The sequence below is a fragment of the Mucilaginibacter sp. P19 genome, assembly GCF_050632265.1.
Taxonomy (GTDB): Bacteria; Bacteroidota; Bacteroidia; order Sphingobacteriales; family Sphingobacteriaceae; genus Mucilaginibacter; species Mucilaginibacter gossypii.
This window is the reverse complement of record NZ_CP192586.1, coordinates 2,146,005-2,165,329: the sequence shown is the minus strand read 5'-3', so window position 1 is coordinate 2,165,329 and position 19,325 is coordinate 2,146,005. Positions and strand designations below refer to the sequence as shown.

Sequence of the window (19,325 nt, the reverse complement as noted above, 5' to 3'; positions counted from 1 at the left end):
CTTTTATAAAATCATCATCGGTAAGTTTATAAGCTACTGCACCTGCGGGAAAAAACCTGAACGCTTGTTTGAGCCGAAGTTTGACGAACGATCGTCACGATAAGAGAACGAGGCTAATAATTTATCCCTATATGCATAATTAAACCTTGTAAAATACGAGGTTAACATAGCCTCTGCCTTACTGCTGCCATAACCATTTACCAATGATCCGGCACCAAGGTTGTAGTACAAGAACGCATCGGTTGAGAAGCCTTTAGCACCGGCACTTAGTCCTTCGGTAACATCTTTTTGATTTGATGTACCTAATAAAACAGTGAAGTCATGATCCTTAGCGATGTTGAACTTATAGGTAAAGTAATTTTCAACTATCCATCTGAAAGCCGATGATGTTTGCTCACTGGCAACACCGCCCTGCTTAGCACCTGCGATGGTAGTAGTAGGCAGGTACTGGCCTGCTGTAGTTTGAGTGTATTCGGTACCGGCCGTAAGATGATAAGTTAAGCCGTTAATAATTTTATAATCTAACCCAATATTGGCATTTATCAATTTATTGCCACTGTTGTTTGTTGGTTCCAAAAGGCCGGCCAAAGCGTTGGTCTTTGTGCCCTGGGTAACGTAGTAATTATAAGTACCATCAGCATTATAAGGCTTTACATTAGGTGGTGCTGTCAATAAACTAAATAATGGCGCAGTTATGTCTCCAGAGTACGATTGCAATGTCGAACTTGAGCTGGCACCATAAAAATTAGCGCTGATCTTCAGGTTTTCATTCATTGTTTTCTCAGCACCTATCCTTGCAGTATATCTTTCAAAACCGGTATGCTGCAACACACCAACCTGTTTAATATGATTACCAGCAACATATATCTTTGAATTCTGATCACCTGAACTTAAACTGATGCTTTGATTTTGAACTGTTGCGTTGCGGGTTGCAAGCTTTAACCAATTGGTGTTGGCCACCTGGAAACTTGACGGGTATGGTTGTGGCTTACCATCTTCAATAGCTGTAGCGTTTTGGATATCGGTGTACTGCTGCCCGGTTAACAGGTCCGGCTTATACCTTAGATATTGTGTACCTCCTGATATATCCGCATCTAAAGAAACCTTGCCGTTTTTTCCTTTTTTGGTGGTGATCAAAACAACGCCGTTACCTCCCCTTGCTCCATAAATAGCTGTTGCAGAGGCATCCTTTAATACCTGGATATCTTCGACGTCGTTAGGGTTAACCTGGTTGCCATTATCGCTGATAAAACCGTCAACTACATATAAAGGAGAGGTAGAAGTATTGATAGAGTTACCACCCCTTACAGTGATATTAATCCCTGAGCCCGGTGCAAAACTGGTTTGTTGCACCTGAACACCGGCAGCTTTACCCTGAATGGCCTGCCCGATATTAGTAGTTGTACCACCAAGTGTAAGGTCATCACTTTTTATTGAACTAACCGATCCTGTTATATTTCCTTTTTTAACTGTACCGTAACCTACTACCACTACTTCGTTCAGTTTATTAAGGTCCTCCTGTAAAGTGATAGTAATGTCTGAGGAACCGCTAATTGATACTTCCTGTGGTTTATACCCTACATAAGAAACAACCAACACTGTTGAACTGCCCTTTAATGTAATTTTAAACTTACCATTGACATCAGTTGTGGTAGTATTTTTGACGCCTTTTTGAATAACGGTAGCGCCAATTACCGGGCCGTCTTTATCTTTTACGCTACCGCTGATTGTTGTTTGCGCGTTGGCAAGTACTGGCAATAATAGTAGCAGGCAACAGCATATCAATTTAAAAAGGCCATTGATCTGCCTTCCTAAATAAATGTGTTTGCTGAAGCCCCGATCGGGGTTTGAGTAAATTTTAATCATACGTGGTGGTGTTAGTATTAATTAATTGTTAGCTTTTTAATGTGATTTAGCTCTGTTTTTGAACATTGGAAATTAGAGATAGCGGATTTTGAAAGCAAAAATTCGCCCCTCCAAACACAGCGCAAACGTTTGTTTTGGGCAAAATCGGACCTACGCAAACGTTTGACTCAAAGTATTTTGCGGTGATAAAAATTGATTCTTGAAGGTTTTTGTGGTATTGAGCAGATCGCAACCGGGATGATTCAGGCGCCAATTTTATGGATTCTGCGTATTTGAGGACTAAGCTTGAATAATTTGATTATGAGTGGATTGGAATAAGATCTACAAACACAACCCCACTGTGGTATCAGCCGCCACCCAGCTCCAGCTATAGGCGTTAACTTAGACGGCAAAGGGGGTTAACAGGGTTAACAGATTTTTATTATTTAAACTTAAAAACCTAAAAATCAATAGCATAAACAAAGCATAGGGTTACACTAAAAGCCACTGCTTACCTGTAGCAGGGGTAGCTATACTACTTTAAAAAAGTAAAGCCCGGCTTTTGGGCCGGGCTAAACATAAAACATGCAAAAAATATAAACGGTAATTAAAAGCCGCTATCATCAAGCGCGAAGGTATTCTTCCGCTCTTTCCATTTACCTTTGGTAAAATCAGGAAATGCCACGCTTGCGTTACCTTCTTTCAATGATTTTGTTGACAAGGGCGTAATTACACTCATGGTAACAGAATCATAAACATCTATAGGAGTTTGGCGTTTTTGCTTAACCGACTCTACGAAAGCATTAAACACAAACCAGTCCATACCACCGTGGCCGGCACCCTCGGCAAACTTTTCGTATTTTTTCCAAAGCGGATGGTCATATTTATCAAACCATTCCTTTGCCGGATCCCATGAATCATCTTCTTTTGATTTATGATCAATATAAACGCTTTTGTTTACATCCATCCATAAACCTTTAGTGCCCTGCACCCTGAAACCTAATGAATAAGGGCGTGGCAGGTGCGTATCATGGCTCAGTAACACCGTTTCACCATTGGCACAATTGATCATCGTAGTGGTAACATCGCCGTTTTTGTAATGGATCTTAGCATTCGGGTGACCGGGCGATAATTCTTCTACATAGGCAGCTAAACCCTTTGCCTTGGTGCTGAACGATACCAGGTTGGTAAAGCGGTTACCTGCATTAATATTAGCATAATGCATACATGGACCGGCGCCGTGGGTTGGGTAAATATCACCATCCACATCGATATTAAACTGCGTACGCCATTGAGCTTCGCTAAGGGCTTTGGGGCCATACTCAACGCCTCCGCCATAATATTGCTTACCGTTATTGAACAATACACCTCTTAAATTATGCTGATATCCGCCTTCCAAATGGATGATTTCGCCAAACAGGTCCTGGCGCACCATATTTAAGGCAGCCATCACATCACGACGATAGCAAACGTTTTCGAGCGTCATGTACGGGATACCTGTTTTTTCTGAAGTGTTAACGATATCCCAGTGATCTTCAACCGTAAGACCGGCAATTACCTCACAACCAACATACTTTCCGGCTTTCATAGCGTCAATAGCCTGTGGGTGGTGAAATTGCCATGGGGTAGCAATAATTACCGCATCGATATCTTTATGATCAAGCAATTTTTTGTAGGCATCCAGTCCGCCAGTGTATTCCTTTACGGGTGCATGGCCTTTTTTGGCGATGTATTCGCGGCAAATTTTCAGCGAGCTTTCCTGCGTATCGCAAATAGCTACGATCTCCACATCATCGCGAAGCAAACCTTCGGCAATATGGCTCATGCCACGGGCACCTACGCCTATGTAACCTAAACGGACTTTTGCAGGTGCCGATGCAAACAGCCTTCCTGACGGTAAAATGCTAAAACCTGCCGCTGCAATTGCGCTGGTTTTCAAAAATTGTCTTCTTTCCATATATAATATTGAGGTTTTTGGGGCTTATTTATTGGGTAATTTTTCAAAGTCAATTACAGGCTTCTTTCCTGTTGGTTTACGATCATAAGGGGTTTTGAGCTGGATATAATTATCAAAGAAACCTCCGTTTTGCAGAAAGAACTTATCACCTTCTTTTCCTCCGGCATAATCTTTACGATAATTAGCATTGGCTGTAGCATCACCAGTATATATGGCATGTGTAAGTTCCAGCCAGTTATTATCGCTATCCCCTATCCACTGGTTGGTAAAATACGCTTTGCGGATCTTATCGCCGTTGTCAGGTTCAAAATTCTCAACAAACGAATACAAATGCGTTAAGTAAGTAGCCTTTTGCGGGCGGGTAAAGCTGGCTATCAGAAACCATTTATCTGCAGCTACATCTTTAAAGTACGCAGTATAAGTGGTTGTATGCCTGGCATTATCAGGCTCGGCGCTAAGCAAAAAAGCGTAAGCTTGCCCGGCTTTCAGGGGAAGCGCATATAGCTTTGTCCGCCCGAGCCTTCGTTGCCAAATTCGCCGATGTGTACATTACTGCCGCTTTTTACCAGTTTAATACGCATACTATCGGGAATACTTTTCGGATCCTCGGTATTAAAAGGACTCCACACAGAAAATAGCACACGGCGTTCGGTTGCCGAATTTACCTGCATACCAAAGTATCCCTCGCCAAAACCATCGGCCATAAAATAGGAGCCGATCACATCCTGTCCTTTGGGTACTATGATCTCATTATAAAACCATTTTACTTTATTCTCCTTATCGGCCGCAACAGGATAGCGTAAATGTACAGAAGGCCCCCTTCTGCCAAAATGATATGAGCTGCCTTTTGCAACATATGAAATATCATTATCCGGCTTTTGCAAAGTAACTACAAGGTCAGATACATCTGCATAAACAGTCCCGGTTTTACTGATGCCTTTTAAACTGATCTTTACATAACCCGGCCGACTGATGTGAACCTTCCCAAAACTGACAGTATCAAACCTGGTATTGCTTATTTTTTTGACGATCGCATTTTTTCCTACCGATAACAGCAGCGTACTGTTCCCCTGCGGCGCCCGTACCACCAGCGCAAGCTCAAGGTACTGTGCAACACTAACCCTGAAATAAATATTACAGGTTGATTTTATGCTTCTCAGGCCAATCAACCCTTCATCGGTTATGGTATCCGGCGCGTTTACCCAGGCATTACCGCCAAACGGGATAACGTGACGCAGCTTTGAAGCATCAATATGTACCGTCTGCGCAATGGCAGCTCTATTTCCTATGAAAATAAACAATATTGAAAGACAAATTATAGCGGTTTTCTTCATCATTGGGTTATAACACAAGTATCGTTTCATAAATGTACTCGCATTAGTGGCTTTAAGAAAAAATAAATGTTTCAATTTCAACGCAAACGTTTGAAAAATGGGCATAATTATCCCTTAACTGGCATTAATTGAAAAACAAATATTTATCAAACATTATGGGGTAACGACTTCGGCTTCTAAAATTGAAGGTAAATATGCCTGCTAAGCGATTATTTCTTTGTTGCAGATAAGCGGGGCTCTCTAAATAAAATTAAAGGGTACTGTATGCCTCCGCTAATGTTCAAATCTCCACTATACTTACCTGCCAACTTATGCAAACTGATGATTTAGCTACGCAAACGTTTGCAATGCAGTTAATACAAGCTATTTCATAATAATCGCTTAACTTTAACTATAAAAACAACATTAGCCCGTAATTAATGCAAACAAAGCCAACTACTATAAAAGAGATAGCGCAAATATTAGGCATCTCGGTTTCTACAGTTTCAAGGGCCTTGCATGATCATCCGAGCATAGGACTAACCACAAGGGCAAAAGTTAAAAAGCTGGCCGGCGAGTTAAACTATGAGCCTAACCAAACCGCTATTTTTTTGCAAAAGGGCAAAACGCTCACCATCGGAGTTATTTTACCCGAACTTTCGGAGGCTTTTTTCTCCTCGGCCATAAGCGCTATTGAAGATACTGCCTATAAAAAAAATTATACCGTATTGCTGGCACAATCACATGATGATGAGCAAAAGGAAAAACAGCTGGTTGAAAAAATGAAAAACCACCGGGTTGATGGCCTGCTTGTATCGGTAGGGAAAAATACCTCCTCGTACCAGCATTTTGAAAACTTAAAAAAATACAATATCCCGGTAGTCTATTTCGACAGGATCCCGGCCATACCCAACATCCATTATGTAGCCTGCAATATGGAAATCGGTACTATTGAGGCAGTGAGTTACCTGCTAAAAAAAGGTCACCGGGCAATAGGCATGATCAACGGGCCGCAAACCATGGTTGCTACCGGCGAGCGTAAAGAGGGATATATCAAAGCGATGACCAAAAACAGGCTTAAGTACGACCCTTCGCTTATAGTTTCGTGCGATTTGACCGAAGAAGGCACAAAAAAGGCATTAGATGAACTGCTGGCCAGCAAACGTAAACCAACCGCCATAGTAACCTTTAATGATTATGTAGCACTTTTTGCTATTAAACACGCCAGTAAATTAAACATCAAAATAAACAAGGACCTTGAATTTGTAAGCTATGCCAATTTACCGCTAATCAATTATATGGAGAATATTCCCGCCGCTTCTGTTGAACAATTCCCATATTTACAGGGGCAAAAAGCAACTGATATTTTGATGGACCTGCTGCATCACCAGGGTACCGGCGGCAATGAACCAAGTGCCTTTTACAAGGTGATTATTGAATCGCAACTGGTTGAAAACAAAAAATAAACCTAAACAAAAAACACTCAAACGTTTGCGCATGGCTATCGTTTATGAAATTAGCTATGTTTGATGAGTTAACGTCTATAATATGTTTGATGATATCCTAATAAATTTTGGATTAAACGTTTCTGAATACCATATCCGGCCCTTTGGCTCGGGTTTAATAAACTATACTTATAAAATAAGTGGTGCTAACCATTCCTATATTCTTCAGCAAATCAACGTTGCCGTTTTTAAAAGGCCCGATCATATCGACAGCAACCTTGTACTAATCAAAGAATATTTTGATAAACACAATCCAGGTTATTTATTTGTAGCCCCGTTAAAGAATCAAAAAGGGAAATCGATCATTCAAGCCGCCGACGGTAAGTTTTACCGGCTTTTTCCATTTATTGAAGGATCGCATACAGTAAACTTTTTGCAGGATACAAAGGAAGCCTATAGCGCTGCGGTGCAGTTTGGCCGGTTTACCCGTTTGTTAAATCATTTTGACATCAGCAAACTCGAATACACACTTACGGATTTTCATAATCTAAAATTACGGGTTGCACAGTTTGAACAGGCTTTAAAAACAGCCGAACCCCGAAAACTGGAACAGGCTGCTAAGGAAGTAAAAGCTGCTGATGATCATATCAACATATTGCATACCTATAACCTGTTTACAACTAATAACGAAATCCCGCTCCGGGTGATCCACCACGATACCAAAATAAATAACGTACTGTTCGACAAAGACCAAAACGCGCTATGTATTGTTGACCTTGATACAGTAATGCCCGGCTATTATTTAAGCGATGTTGGCGACATGATGCGCACCTATTTATCGCCCGCCAACGAAGAGGAAAAAGATCTGGATAAAATTATCATCAGGACAGATTTTTTCAGAGCGATATATAAAGGTTATATGAGCGAAATGAGCAACATCCTTACTGAAACTGAAAAACAGTATTTCACCTTTTCGGGCAAATTAATGATCTATATGCAGGGCCTCCGTTTTTTAACCGATTTTTTAAATAATGATATTTACTATGGTACCCAATATGAAGGGCATAATTTGATCAGGGCTAAAAACCAGTTTAAACTACTTGAAGGTTACATCAATGCCGAACCTGTATTTGCAGAAATAATTGCCGGTGTAGATAAAGAATTACTGACCACCGCCAACGGCATTTAACAGGTCATTCAATCTGTTGGGCCGCACAATGTTACCAACAAACCTTGCACAGGCCTCGCTAAATTCATACTTTCGACGCCCGTATTAGCAGCACCGGCCTAAACCGGGACACGGGAAACAACATTTATGAAAGTTATTATAGCCGAAAAACCATCTGTAGCCAGGGAAATTGCCAAAGTTTTTGGGGCAACTATAAAGAAAGACGGTTATATTGAAGGCAAGGGTTTCACCTTTACCTGGGCTTTCGGTCACCTGCTGCAGCTTGCCGCCCCGCAGGAGTATGGTTATTACGGCTGGAGCGTTCAGCACCTGCCTATGCTGCCTCAAAAGTTTAAGCTTTCCATTCGCAAGGTTAAAACCAAGGATGGTTTGGTGGATGATCCATCAGTAAAAAAACAGCTGGATACCATTCAAAAACTATTTGACGAGAGCCACTGAGATCATTGTAGCAACGGATGCCGGGCGCGAAGGGGAACTCATCTTTCGCTATATTTACTATTACTTAAAATGCAAAAAGCCTTTTAAAAGGCTCTGGATCTCATCGCAAACTGATGAGGCTATCAAAGAGGGCTTCCGTAACCTGAAGCCCGGCAGCGATTATGATACACTGTTCAATTCGGCCCATTGCCGTTCCCAGTCGGACTGGCTGGTGGGTATGAACGCCACGCAGGCGCTTAGTCTTTCTTCGGGCATTCGCGGCGCTGTGCTTTCCTTAGGCAGAGTGCAAACCCCTACCCTTGCCATGATCTGTTCTCGGTACCTCGAAAACAAAAACTTCGTACCCGAAACCTTTTACCAGGTAAGTATCCATCCTGATAAAGACGGACAGGTATTTAAAGCGATATCTGCCGAAAATTATAAAACAAAAGAAGAAGCACAGGCCGTACTTGACAAGGTACAGGATGTTGAAGGCGGCTTTCCGCAGGGCGGCCATATTTTACAGGTGGAAGCCAAACCGCGCAAAGAGCCACCTCCACTATTGCATGACTTGAGCAGCCTACAGCAGGAAGCCAACAAACGCAAAGGCTATACTGCTGATCAAACCCTTACCATTCTCCAAAACCTTTACGAAAACAAACTGGTTACCTATCCCCGTACCGGCAGCCGCTATATCGGCGACGATGTTTTTGCAGGCGTGCCTGCATTAATTGAAAAACTGGAACAACATCCGCTGTTTGGCAAACAAGCCATTGCGTTGGGCAGCGCTACGCTTAACAAACGAAGCGTAAATGCAAAAAAGGTAACAGATCACCATGCCGTGCTTACCACCGGCGAGAACCCGCACCAGCTTTCGCCCGATCAGCAGGCCGTTTATGATATGGTGGCCGGGCGTATGCTCGAAGCATTTCACCAGGATTGTATTAAGGAGGTTACCAAAATTGTGGTACAATCGGGCGCTAAATTCAACGCCAGCGGAACGGTGATCCATACTGCCGGCTGGCGTTCTGTATTTAACGACAAGGAAGACGACAAAAAGGACGAAGAGAACGCAACGCTGCCTAAAGTAACACAAGGCGAAAACCTCCCGATAACAGCCAAAGCCCTGCTCGAAAAGCAAACCAAACCCCGGCCACTATACAACGAAGCCACCCTGCTTAAAGCATTGGAAACAGCAGGCAAAGAGATTGACGACGAAGAGCTGCGTTATGCCATGAAAGACAGCGGCCTCGGTACGCCGGCAACAAGGGCAGCCATCATCGAAACCCTGCTTAAACGCAATTATATTATCAGGGAAAAGAAAAACCTGGTGCCCACAACTACCGGCATTGCCGTTTATGAGGTGGTAAAAAATCAGCAGATAGCCCAGGCCGAACTTACCGGAACATGGGAAAAACGTTTGGAAGAGATCCGCTCCGGAGCTTCGGTTACCGAATTCCAGAACGAGATCAAAACCTATACACGAGCCATCACTTCCGAATTACTGGCGCAGGGAAAATCATTGAAAATCCCGGCTGTGGAAGCAGTCGGGAGCAAAGTTACAGCATAAAGGATGGCGACATAAATAGCGCTATCGATAAGGATAACAGGACCTTAACTGCAACTACTCCGGCGCTGGTTAAAACGTTAAGTGTCGATTTTACTTTGGTAATACGATAAATTTGATATTTGTATGCATAAAAGCTTACATTCATTGCATTATGGATCTAATCACGCTTATTGTAATTACCATTATAGTTTTTATTATAGCATTTGCGGCTTTCAGGTTATTTGATGTTAAGAAGAAAAAGAAGAAACTTGAATTGGAGCGATCAGCAAGGATTTTACCGCTTTATAAAAAGGCGGAAGCGGCTGCAGGTTTAACCGCCGAAGATGTTTTGCCCTTTGCCAAAAACCTGCTTACCCGCTACGACACCTTTTTGTATTTAAAAGAACTTGAGGAATTACACTTGTTCCCGGAGGCATACCTTACGCTTATTAAAGGAGCGGAAAGCTCACTGGCCCAATGGCTGGAGTTCCCTACCGAATTGGATGCCTGCCCCGACGAAATTGAACATATTAAACGGGTTACCATTGATTTTGACGGCAGAAACAATTTTATCCACTACGAGGTGTTTAAATACTGTGTAAACCCACCCCACTGGGCTGCTAAAAACGGGTGGATGCTTGGCGTTGTCGGTCCGTTTTTTGACGATAGCAAACCTTATGATTTCCCCGGGGCTACTTTTAGCAGGGTAAACAGTACCATTGATAAAGTAACTCCGGAAGAAGAGGCCAAATGGGTGCACGAAAACATTGGTATGCGGAGGTAAGCGCAACAAGTTTTTGAACCAGACTTACGAAGTTTTAAAAACTTCGTAAGTCTTCAATTCTTAAACTCATTCATCATCCTTCAGTTCAATCCAAACCGGTGCGTGATCGCTTGTTTTTTCCCAGCCTCGTACATCCCGGTTTACACCTGCAGCTAAAAGACGTTTTTCCAGGTGAGGGCTCAGTAAAAAATGATCGATCCGTAAACCGGCGTTACGGCCGTAGGCATCGCGGAAATAATCGAAAAAGGTATAAATCACTTCGGTAGGATAAATTTTGCGGATAGCATCCGTCCAGCCCTGTTGTACCAGTGTTTTAAAGGCTTCGCGTGTTTCAGGGCGAAAGAGCGCATCATTTACCCATCGCTCCGGTTTATAAACGTCGAGCTCGGTAGGCATAACGTTATAATCGCCGGTTAATACAACAGGTTTATCGGCTGCAAGTAAACCGGCTGCGTGAATTTTAAGGCGTTCAAACCAGCCTAATTTATAATCAAATTTAGGACCGGGGGCCGGGTTTCCGTTGGGCAGGTACAGGCAGCCAATGGTAATACCATCAACAAGTGCTTCAATATAACGGCTATGCTCATCTTCCGGATCACCGGGAAGTGCCCGGCATACCTCAGTAATTTCCCGGTCTTTTGCCAGTATCGCAACGCCGTTCCAGCTTTTTTGGCCATGCCAGATGGCTTTATAACCTGCATCAAGTATAGCCTGCTCCGGAAAGTTTTCCTGTGGAGCTTTAAGTTCCTGTAGGCAGGCAACGTCAGGGGATGTTTCCTTTAACCAGCGGAGCAAAACAGGCAGGCGCCCATTTACACCATTTACGTTATACGTAGCTATTTTCATGATGCAATTTAAATAGTTTAGGTTATATCATGCATGTTCCAAAATATTAAAAGCACGGCCACCCATCGCAAGCAATTAGTTGCGATGGCTCATGAACAGTAAAGATCCCCTTACTTTTCAAACTCATCCGGGTCTACTTCAGGCTGGCTTGGCTCTGGATCGGGGATTTCATTCGGGATATTTTCCGGCGCTTCTTCGGGCATTTCCGGCTCTCCGGGGTCAGTAGGCTGCCTGATCTCCGGCCGCTCCGGGTTTACCGGCATTTCATCTGGCTCGTTTGGCATGGTTCTCTTCTTTGACATATCTTAATAACTGCTAAGGGAATGATTGGTTTTCAGAAAGATCTTTCTTAACCAAAATATCGCTTGCATTTTAAAAATGTTTAATTACATTTGCAGTGTACTACAACACTAATACACTATAAAATGATTCAAATAAGTAATTTGAATTTTAGCTATAACAGCAGGAAGCCGTTGTTCAAAAATCTGAACCTTTCGTTAAAGGCCGGCCACATTTATGGGCTGCTGGGTAAAAATGGTGCAGGGAAATCAACCCTGTTGAAAAATATCGCCGGTCTGGCTTTTCCGCAATCGGGGCACTGCCTTATTAACGGAACAAAAAGCTCAAAGCGACTGGTATCCACTTTACAAGACCTTTATTTTATTGCCGAAGAAGTTCACGTACCGGCACTAACTCCCGGCCAGTTTTTGGCCCGGACGGCAAGCTTCTACCCTGCCTTCAGCATTACCGACTTTTACAGTTATCTGAAAATATTGGATATTGATCCGGATCTGTTAATGACCAGAATGTCATACGGACAGCAAAAAAAGATGATCATCGCTTTCGGGCTGGCTACCAATACCAGTGTACTGATACTTGATGAACCCACCAACGGGCTTGATATTCCTTCAAAGGTTCAGTTCAGAAAATTGATAGCATCTGTTTTGAATGATGAGCGCTGCATTATTATTTCAACCCACCAGGTGAGGGATTTGGACAGTCTTATTGATACCGTGTTGATTTTGGACGATCACCGCATCGTAATTGAGAACTCGATAGATGAGCTTACTGAAAAGCTGTTCTTCGGTATTTTTAAAGAACTTACCGGGATGAATGTGCTGTACGAAGAAGAAACCCTCGTGGGCAAATACGCTATTGTACAAAACACCACCGGCAAGTACGGAAAAATGGACCTTGAGTTATTATTTAACGCAGCAACAACCAATAGCAGCAAATTACTAAACGCACTAAAACCAAGCACAAATCATGAATAATCACTTCAGTTTAAAGCGCTTTGGCCTGTTGTTTATGAAGCACACTGTTGAGCATTACCGCGCCTATTTGATGTCGGCAGCGGTTTTGGCGGGGGATTTTTACTTGGCGGTTCGTTTGTGTTTTATATGATCCCGGGCCCGGTAGATGCCGGCTTTCAGATGGCTATGTTCGGGGTACTCATGATTATCGCTGGGCCATTATTTACAAGCACTGTTTTTACTGATCTGGGCGATAAGCGCCGGGCAGTTCCAATGTTAACCCTGCCTGCATCACAACTCGAGAAGTTTATGGTCGGCTGGGTTTATTCGTATGTTATATTCCTTTTGGTGTATACAGGCGTTTTTTACCTGGTATTATTTATCCTGATCAATCTCAAACCCTGGCCCGGGCATCAAATTGAAATACTCTCCCTGTTTCAGGATAAATTTGTACTGGTGATGATATTGTTTTCCTTGCTGCATGCCGTCACGATATATGGAGCAATCCGGTTCGAAAAATTACACTTTATAAAAACAGGTTTCAGTTTCTTTATTTTTTATGCCCTGCTAATCCTTGTGAATACAGTGTTCGTAAGATTTATTGTTGGCAGGCCAATCAAACCGGTAACGCCTTTTTCATTTCTCAATTTCCAGGATGGTATGAACTTTTACTCCATTGGTTTAAATGCGCAGCAATCTGCCTGGGCTTTTATTGTGGTTCCCATTATATCGCTGTTGATCTGGATAGCGGCATATTTTAGGTTTAAGGAGAAACAGGCTTAAAAAAGACGATAATGGAATTTAAAGATAACGAAGCGATATACCTCCAGATAGCAGCTTTTGTGAGCGATCAGATCCTGATGGGCAAATGGCCCGGCGGGCAAAAGATCCCATCAGTACGTGATATGGCGATTGAGCTGGAAGTAAACCCAAATACGGTTATGCGATCGTACGAATTTTTGCAGGGGCTCGAAATTATTTATAACAAACGCGGCCTCGGTTTATTTGTGGCTGATGACGGCTTTGACAAAGTAAAAGCTTATCGCAAAGAAAACTTTGTGCGTCAGAACCTACCCGAACTTTTTAAAAACATGTACCTGTTAGGTATATCGATAGATGAGATCAGCCTGCAATATCAACATTTCCAGGCGCAACAAAATAATGAATTAAACCAGGCAAGCAACGATGAAAACAAGCAATAAATTCTTACTTACCGCGGTATTGTTACTGATAGTTTCGGTTGGGATCCATGACTTTCAGCTAAAAGCAGAATATTTTAAAGGTGAGTATAAAAACCCCTATAATGGCTTTAACAACCTAAATTTCAGGAACTTCAAGGTTATTGAGCTTGGTTCATCAACGGCTATCAATATTATGCTGGTTCAAGGGCCATTCAAAGTACTTGCTGATCCTAACGCCATGGAGTTCATGAAAATTGAACAACGGCACGATTCGCTCTTTATTCGTGCCGCGTTTAAAGATAACTTTCATAATGTACAAGCCCCAAACGTTCTGTATATATCCATGCCGCAATTAAATGCGTTTTATGCCGATGCAAAATATAAAGCAGGCGACACTCAAATTGTCGATACCACTGCCGCACCAGACTTCAAATGGCGCGCTACTACCATCGGTGGTTTCAACGGGGATCAGCTCAATATTATCCAGGACCATGCCTCCACCGTCTTACTAAAAAACAACAAGTTTAACATAGTAAACGCCATTATCGGTAAAAGCAACAATAGTGCTTCAAATCTATCTATTGAAGCAGGCAACCAATTCAATAAAACCAACCTCGATATCCGGAATAAAAGCCGCTTATGGATCAAGGACGATAGCCTCAGCAACATAACCTATAAACTTGCCGACAGCGCTAAACTAATCCTGAACGGAAATACAAGGATGATCCGTAATAATAAATAACCAAAACTTAGCAAATCATGAAATTAGTAATCAACTCGCTATCAAAAACCTATGCCAACGGCGTACATGCTTTAAAAGATGTTTCGCTGACCCTGAATAATGGCATGTTTGGCCTGCTTGGCCCAAACGGCGCCGGTAAATCATCACTGATGCGTACCATAGCCACCCTACAGGAGGCCGATAAAGGCAGCATTTTTTAGATGAGCTGGATGTATTGAAAAACAAAACCGAAGTAAGGCAGCTACTCGGGTACCTGCCACAGGAGTTTGGTGTTTACCCCAAAATATCGGCCGAACGAATGCTCGACCATATTGCCCAGCTCAAAGGGGTTGGCAACAACGCCGAACGCAAAGACCTTGTGCTTCAATTACTGGAAAACGTAAACCTTTATAAAGACCGGAAAAAGCACCTTGGCACCTACTCCGGCGGTATGAAACAGCGTTTTGGAATAGCACAGGCATTAATCGGTAACCCTAAACTTATTATTGTTGACGAGACCCACAGCGGGCCTTGACCCGGCTGAGCGAAACCGTTTTTACAACTTGCTTAGTCGTCTGGGTGAAAATACCATCGTAATCCTGTCGACCCATATTGTTGAGGATGTAAGTACGCTTTGCGCCAATTTTGCCATTATTTGCCAGGGCGAGGTTTTGTACGCAGGTGACCCGGAAAGCGCGGTAAATGAACTGAACGGAAAAATTTACAGCAAGGTGATCACCCAATCAGAACTGGGCTTTTACAAAGATGATTACCAGGTGATATCAACGCAGCTTAAAACCGGCAAACTCCATATCCGCATTATAAACGAAGCCGACCCCGGCAATGGTTTTATCAGCAGCACGCCAAACCTGGAAGATGTGTACTTCAGCAACATCGCCACACGTATAGATGTAGATACTATTTAAAACTACTATAAACCAATAGTTTATGTTTCTTAAAATATTTCTGTTCGAGATCCGGAATCGGGTCCGCAGGCCAGCCGTTTACCTTTATTTTTTGGCAGCACTGATATTTACAGTGTTCACTTTTTCAACAGGCTCGTTACCATTAGGCGAAAAAGAGCACATCAACGCGCCTTATGTACTTGCGTTGTGGTGTTCGGGCATCACCATGATGATGACGCTTGTGAGTTCATCAATTATGGGCACTGCCTTATACCGCGACATTGAATACAACACAAAAGATTATTACCTAACCTACCCTATCACCAAAGCAGGCTATTTCTGGGGCCGTTACCTGGGCTCGTTCGTTTTCATGGTCCTGATCTCAACAGCGGTTATCATTGGCGCCTTCATAGGCACCAAACTGGGCCCTGCTATGGGATGGACGGATGCAAAGCAATACGGCCCCAATAGCCTCATTTACTATCTGCACCCGTTTTTCACAATCGGGCTGCCTAACGTTTTGTTCACCTCTTCATTGTTTTTTGGACTTGTAGCCATCACCCGCAATGTAAAGGTTATTTACTTTGGCGGTATCCTGCTGTTCCTTTTTTACTTCATCGCGTTGTTTTTCCTTAACCACATTAACAACCCCACGGTAATAAACCTCAGCGATCCCTTTGGGCTTAACGGTATCAGGATGCAAACCAGTTCTTCAAGCACCATTGAGCAAAATACTACCTTATTCCCGGTTACCGGTACGTTTATGCTCAACCGTGTATTATGGGGCGGTATTGGGATAGTTATTGTGCTTTTCACTTATTTCAGGTTTAGCTTTGAGCGTTTCTTTAGCGGCAGGCGTGATAAGGCTGCTATTGACGAGGCAGGCACAAAAACTAAAACCCAGGTAACTATTAAACCAGTTGTTAGCTTTACAGGCAAATACAACAGGAATACCTTATACAACCTGGTAAAAGTTGAATTGCTGAATATTATCCGCGATAACTACTTCTGGATCATATTAATCGCTGGCAGCTTATTCCTCGGTTTTGTATTCTGGCTTGGCGATAACAGGAATGGCGTACCTGATTTTCCGCGTACGGTTACCTTGCTCGCAATCTTTAATGAAGCTTTTCCATTCTTTATTTTCTTCATCCTGATATTTTATACCGGCGAAACCCTGCACCGCGACAGGACTACCCGCTATGCATTTATCAATGATTCCCTCCCGCCTCCAAACTGGATCCTGAACGGATCGAAGCTAATCACCTTATTGCTTATTGGCACCGGCTTATCCATCCTACCCATATTAACCGGGGTTATCGTTCAATTATTAAAGGGTTATCACACATTGAATCTATCAGTGTACTTTCTCTACATAGCCTACATATTGCTGCCCGCTTTGCTGCAGATGGTTGTTTTTTGCTATGTTGTGCACGTTGTTATCAACAACAAATTTGCAGCCCATGGCATAGGCGTGTTTTTATGGGTGATTGTTTTCTTTTTGCGCAAAACCGGCACTTTTGATTATAATCTGCTGCTGTACTCGTACACCCCATCTTCGGGAATATCTGATATGACCGGCATAGGGCATATGGCAGCGCCCATTAGCTGGTTCAACCTGTACTGGATGCTATTTGCGGGTTTGCTGATCATTGTTTCGGGATTATTTTATTACCGGGGGTAACCTCATCTTTTAAAGAGCGATTACGTTTATTGCCCCAGCGTTTTAACAGCAGCACAGCTTTGATCACCGTAATAGTGACTATAGCTTTTTTAGCTGTTGGTGGGTGGAATTATTATAACGTAAGTTTTTTAAACAGCTACCTTATCAAAAGCGAAAACACAGCCAGGGCAGTGATGTATGAAAAAACCTTGAAAAAATATGAGCACCTTCCCCTGCCTAAAGTAACCAGCATAAAAATGCAGGTAGAGCTTTACCCGGATAAACAACAGGTAGCCACACACGCATGGGTAACCATCACCAATAAAAATAAAGCTGCCATATTACAGATACTGCTCGACGGCGATGAGCTCACCAATTATTCGCTTAAAACCAATGGCACATTAGTTCCGTTTACTACCCCGCTTCTTTATCCCCGTGGATTTTTCAACTGGTTCAGGCCGAAAACTGACACTGCCGAATTTCGGTTATACAAGTTCATAAAACCGCTAATGCCGGGCGATTCATTAACGTTAGAGATCAACTCAGAAATAGTTCATAAAGGATTTACCAATGGCATGTATGCTGCGGCTCTCATTAACAACGGCACATTTTTTAACGGTGGATTGCCGGGCCTTGGGTATGATGAAGATGATGAGCTAAGCAGCCCTTACGAACGCAAAAAAGCAGGTTTGCCCGAAAAAAGGAAGAGGAAACGCAGCAAAATGATCCCGAGGGCATAAGCACCTTAAAAGCAGGAAGAGCTGCTGACCTTTTGAAACTGGATGTAACTGTTAGCACCCTGGCCGATCAAACCGCTATCGTACCCGGCCGGCTCGTAAAACAATGGCAGCAAAACGGTCGTAATTACTTTCACTATGTGCAGGATAAACCGGGTATGTACATGCCGTTGGGCATTATATCAGAGAGACTCGCCGTAAAAAAAGCGACCGTTCAACTGGACCATACCATAAATATCGAGGTATATTATAATCCTGAACACAGCACCAATATCGACAGGTATATTGCGGCTTATAAAGATGGCTTAACTTATTACAGCAAGGTTTATGGTGCCTATCCGTTTAATGATATCCGACTGGTGGAGACGTCTGTTTACGGTCCGCAGGATGCCTCCATGACAACGCTGGACACTTACGCAGAATACTTTGGATGGAATGCCGATTTCAGGGATCCTAACAGTTTTGATTATTGTTACGCCAATACAACCAGACTGTTATCACAACAATGGTGGCGTTTTCAAACAGCACCAAACAGCACTGTTGGCAGCCTGGTGATCCCCGAAGGCCTTTCAAACTACGATCAGCTGGTAATGTCAGAACATAAATATGGCAAGGATAACATGCGCTATATTGTTTTAGATCAGTTATGGTATTACCTTTTTATCAGGAGGCACCTTAATGAAAACGAACATCCTTTAATAAAAGCCAACAATTGGTTTTTATGGGGAGGCAAGGCAAGCGTGGCACTGTATGGCCTGCGCGACCTGATTGGTGAAGACAGCCTGAACGTAGCCCTGCGCGAATTTAAAAAGACCTATACTTTTAAAAAAGATGGCCCGTTTGCCGGTGCCAATAACCTTTACCAATGTCTCCAAAAGCATGTACCCGATTCGCTGCAGTACTACCTTACCGATACCTGGCAAAAGATCACACTATATGATAACAGGGTGGTTGAAGCAAGCAGTCAATCCACAGGTAATAAAAATGAATATAAAGTTACGTTGAAGCTTGATATTGATAAAGTTTGGAAAGACGCCAAAAACAACGATATCCCGGCCATAAACATGAACGATTATATTGATATCGGAATCTTCGGCAAGCAGGTTCAAGGTGCCGGTAACCGCATGGTGAGTAACACCTTATACCTTAAAAAGTATAAGCTTAAACACGGGTTACAGCAATTTAGTGTTATTGTTAAGGGTAAGCCTGCCTCTGTAGGAATTGATCCCTTCAGTAAACTCATTGACAGAAATCCTAACGATAATATTAAAGACCTTTAAAACTAAAACGGGGTTACGCAAAACATAACCCCGTTTTTCATGATCTTGAAAGCTGTTAAAAAACATTAATTGCCGTTGGTTTTAACCAACGGTAAAAGACAAAAAAGTTCTGGCTTTAGCCCAATTATACACGCGGGTTTGGGCTGAAGCCCTCTTATCACTACTCATTATTCCGTTGGTTAAAACCAACGGCAATGAAGTTTTATCTACCTATAAACGATAGTTTTTGAATGTAGAGAC

At 42.7% G+C, this 19,325-nt stretch carries 19 protein-coding genes and 1 pseudogene; 15 read left to right on the top strand and 5 right to left on the bottom strand.

The features are described 5' to 3' along the window. Positions 1-33 precede the first annotated feature (33 nt). The 3 genes and pseudogenes from ACQ86K_RS10270 to ACQ86K_RS10260 form a co-directional block, all read right to left on the bottom strand. Positions 34-1,866 carry a SusC/RagA family TonB-linked outer membrane protein gene (locus ACQ86K_RS10270; RefSeq protein ID WP_431200301.1) on the bottom strand — a complete coding sequence of 611 codons (1,833 nt, stop codon included), beginning with the start codon at positions 1,864-1,866 and terminating at the stop codon, positions 34-36. A 586-nt stretch (positions 1,867-2,452) separates the two neighbouring features. Next, on the bottom strand, positions 2,453-3,802 hold the full coding sequence (locus ACQ86K_RS10265) for a Gfo/Idh/MocA family protein (protein ID WP_091168170.1): 1,350 nt from the start codon (positions 3,800-3,802) through the stop codon (positions 2,453-2,455). Between the two features lie 24 nt (positions 3,803-3,826). After that, positions 3,827-5,136: pseudogene (locus tag ACQ86K_RS10260) on the bottom strand (DUF3472 domain-containing protein). Positions 5,137-5,555: 419 nt separating this feature from the next. On the opposite strand from ACQ86K_RS10260, the gene ACQ86K_RS10255 reads away from it, so the two are divergent. From ACQ86K_RS10255 to ACQ86K_RS10235, 5 genes are all read left to right on the top strand, one after another. Further along, the gene (locus ACQ86K_RS10255) at positions 5,556-6,581 is read left to right on the top strand and encodes a LacI family DNA-binding transcriptional regulator (RefSeq protein ID WP_091168176.1); all 1,026 of its coding nucleotides are present in this window, start codon (positions 5,556-5,558) and stop codon (positions 6,579-6,581) included. A gap of 82 nt (positions 6,582-6,663) precedes the next feature. Then, complete coding sequence (locus ACQ86K_RS10250) at positions 6,664-7,749, top strand: phosphotransferase enzyme family protein (RefSeq protein ID WP_091168178.1); 1,086 nt, start codon at positions 6,664-6,666, stop codon at positions 7,747-7,749. A gap of 126 nt (positions 7,750-7,875) precedes the next feature. After that, complete coding sequence (locus ACQ86K_RS10245) at positions 7,876-8,187, top strand: hypothetical protein (protein ID WP_431200300.1); 312 nt, start codon at positions 7,876-7,878, stop codon at positions 8,185-8,187. Next, positions 8,171-9,736 (top strand): DNA topoisomerase, encoded by a 1,566-nt coding sequence (locus ACQ86K_RS10240; protein WP_431200299.1) that lies wholly within the window; start codon positions 8,171-8,173, stop codon positions 9,734-9,736. The genes ACQ86K_RS10245 and ACQ86K_RS10240 overlap by 17 nt, the downstream gene beginning before the upstream one ends. A 151-nt stretch (positions 9,737-9,887) precedes the next feature. Beyond that, positions 9,888-10,499: a hypothetical protein gene (locus ACQ86K_RS10235; protein ID WP_091168183.1), complete on the top strand. Its 612-nt coding sequence runs from the start codon at positions 9,888-9,890 to the stop codon at positions 10,497-10,499. 66 nt (positions 10,500-10,565) lie between these two features. Here ACQ86K_RS10235 and xth read toward each other — a convergent pair whose 3' ends face one another. Further along, positions 10,566-11,345: an exodeoxyribonuclease III gene (gene xth / locus ACQ86K_RS10230; protein WP_091168186.1), complete on the bottom strand. Its 780-nt coding sequence runs from the start codon at positions 11,343-11,345 to the stop codon at positions 10,566-10,568. Between the two features lie 110 nt (positions 11,346-11,455). Beyond that, positions 11,456-11,647 (bottom strand): hypothetical protein, encoded by a 192-nt coding sequence (locus ACQ86K_RS10225; RefSeq protein ID WP_143020760.1) that lies wholly within the window; start codon positions 11,645-11,647, stop codon positions 11,456-11,458. A gap of 123 nt (positions 11,648-11,770) precedes the next feature. Between ACQ86K_RS10225 and ACQ86K_RS10220 the strand changes: the two genes are divergently transcribed. The 10 genes from ACQ86K_RS10220 to ACQ86K_RS10175 all read left to right on the top strand — a co-directional run bounded on the left by ACQ86K_RS10220 (position 11,771) and on the right by ACQ86K_RS10175 (position 19,085). Then, positions 11,771-12,619, top strand: a complete 849-nt coding sequence (locus ACQ86K_RS10220; protein WP_091168190.1) for an ABC transporter ATP-binding protein — start codon at positions 11,771-11,773, stop codon at positions 12,617-12,619. A 126-nt stretch (positions 12,620-12,745) separates the two neighbouring features. After that, positions 12,746-13,381 (top strand): hypothetical protein, encoded by a 636-nt coding sequence (locus ACQ86K_RS10215; RefSeq protein WP_431200298.1) that lies wholly within the window; start codon positions 12,746-12,748, stop codon positions 13,379-13,381. 11 nt (positions 13,382-13,392) lie between these two features. After that, a complete protein-coding gene (locus ACQ86K_RS10210; RefSeq protein ID WP_091168198.1) occupies positions 13,393-13,800 on the top strand; it encodes a GntR family transcriptional regulator in 408 nt (135 codons plus the stop codon). Further along, complete coding sequence (locus tag ACQ86K_RS10205; RefSeq protein ID WP_091168200.1) at positions 13,784-14,521, top strand: hypothetical protein; 738 nt, start codon at positions 13,784-13,786, stop codon at positions 14,519-14,521. The genes ACQ86K_RS10210 and ACQ86K_RS10205 overlap by 17 nt, the downstream gene beginning before the upstream one ends. Positions 14,522-14,538: 17 nt before the next feature. Beyond that, positions 14,539-14,721, top strand: a complete 183-nt coding sequence (locus tag ACQ86K_RS10200) for an ATP-binding cassette domain-containing protein (RefSeq protein ID WP_431200297.1) — start codon at positions 14,539-14,541, stop codon at positions 14,719-14,721. Positions 14,722-14,735: 14 nt separating this feature from the next. Beyond that, on the top strand, positions 14,736-15,035 hold the full coding sequence (locus ACQ86K_RS10195; protein WP_431200296.1) for an ATP-binding cassette domain-containing protein: 300 nt from the start codon (positions 14,736-14,738) through the stop codon (positions 15,033-15,035). Next, on the top strand, positions 15,010-15,426 hold the full coding sequence (locus ACQ86K_RS10190; RefSeq protein ID WP_431200295.1) for a hypothetical protein: 417 nt from the start codon (positions 15,010-15,012) through the stop codon (positions 15,424-15,426). The genes ACQ86K_RS10195 and ACQ86K_RS10190 overlap by 26 nt, the downstream gene beginning before the upstream one ends. A gap of 91 nt (positions 15,427-15,517) precedes the next feature. Continuing rightward, entirely contained in the window at positions 15,518-17,089 is a 1,572-nt protein-coding gene (locus ACQ86K_RS10185) for an ABC transporter permease (protein ID WP_431200294.1), read from the top strand. A 59-nt stretch (positions 17,090-17,148) separates the two neighbouring features. After that, the gene (locus tag ACQ86K_RS10180; RefSeq protein WP_431200293.1) at positions 17,149-17,808 is read left to right on the top strand and encodes a hypothetical protein; all 660 of its coding nucleotides are present in this window, start codon (positions 17,149-17,151) and stop codon (positions 17,806-17,808) included. Positions 17,809-17,840: 32 nt separating this feature from the next. Then, on the top strand, positions 17,841-19,085 hold the full coding sequence (locus ACQ86K_RS10175; RefSeq protein ID WP_431200292.1) for a hypothetical protein: 1,245 nt from the start codon (positions 17,841-17,843) through the stop codon (positions 19,083-19,085). The last annotated feature ends 240 nt before the right edge of the window (positions 19,086-19,325 follow it).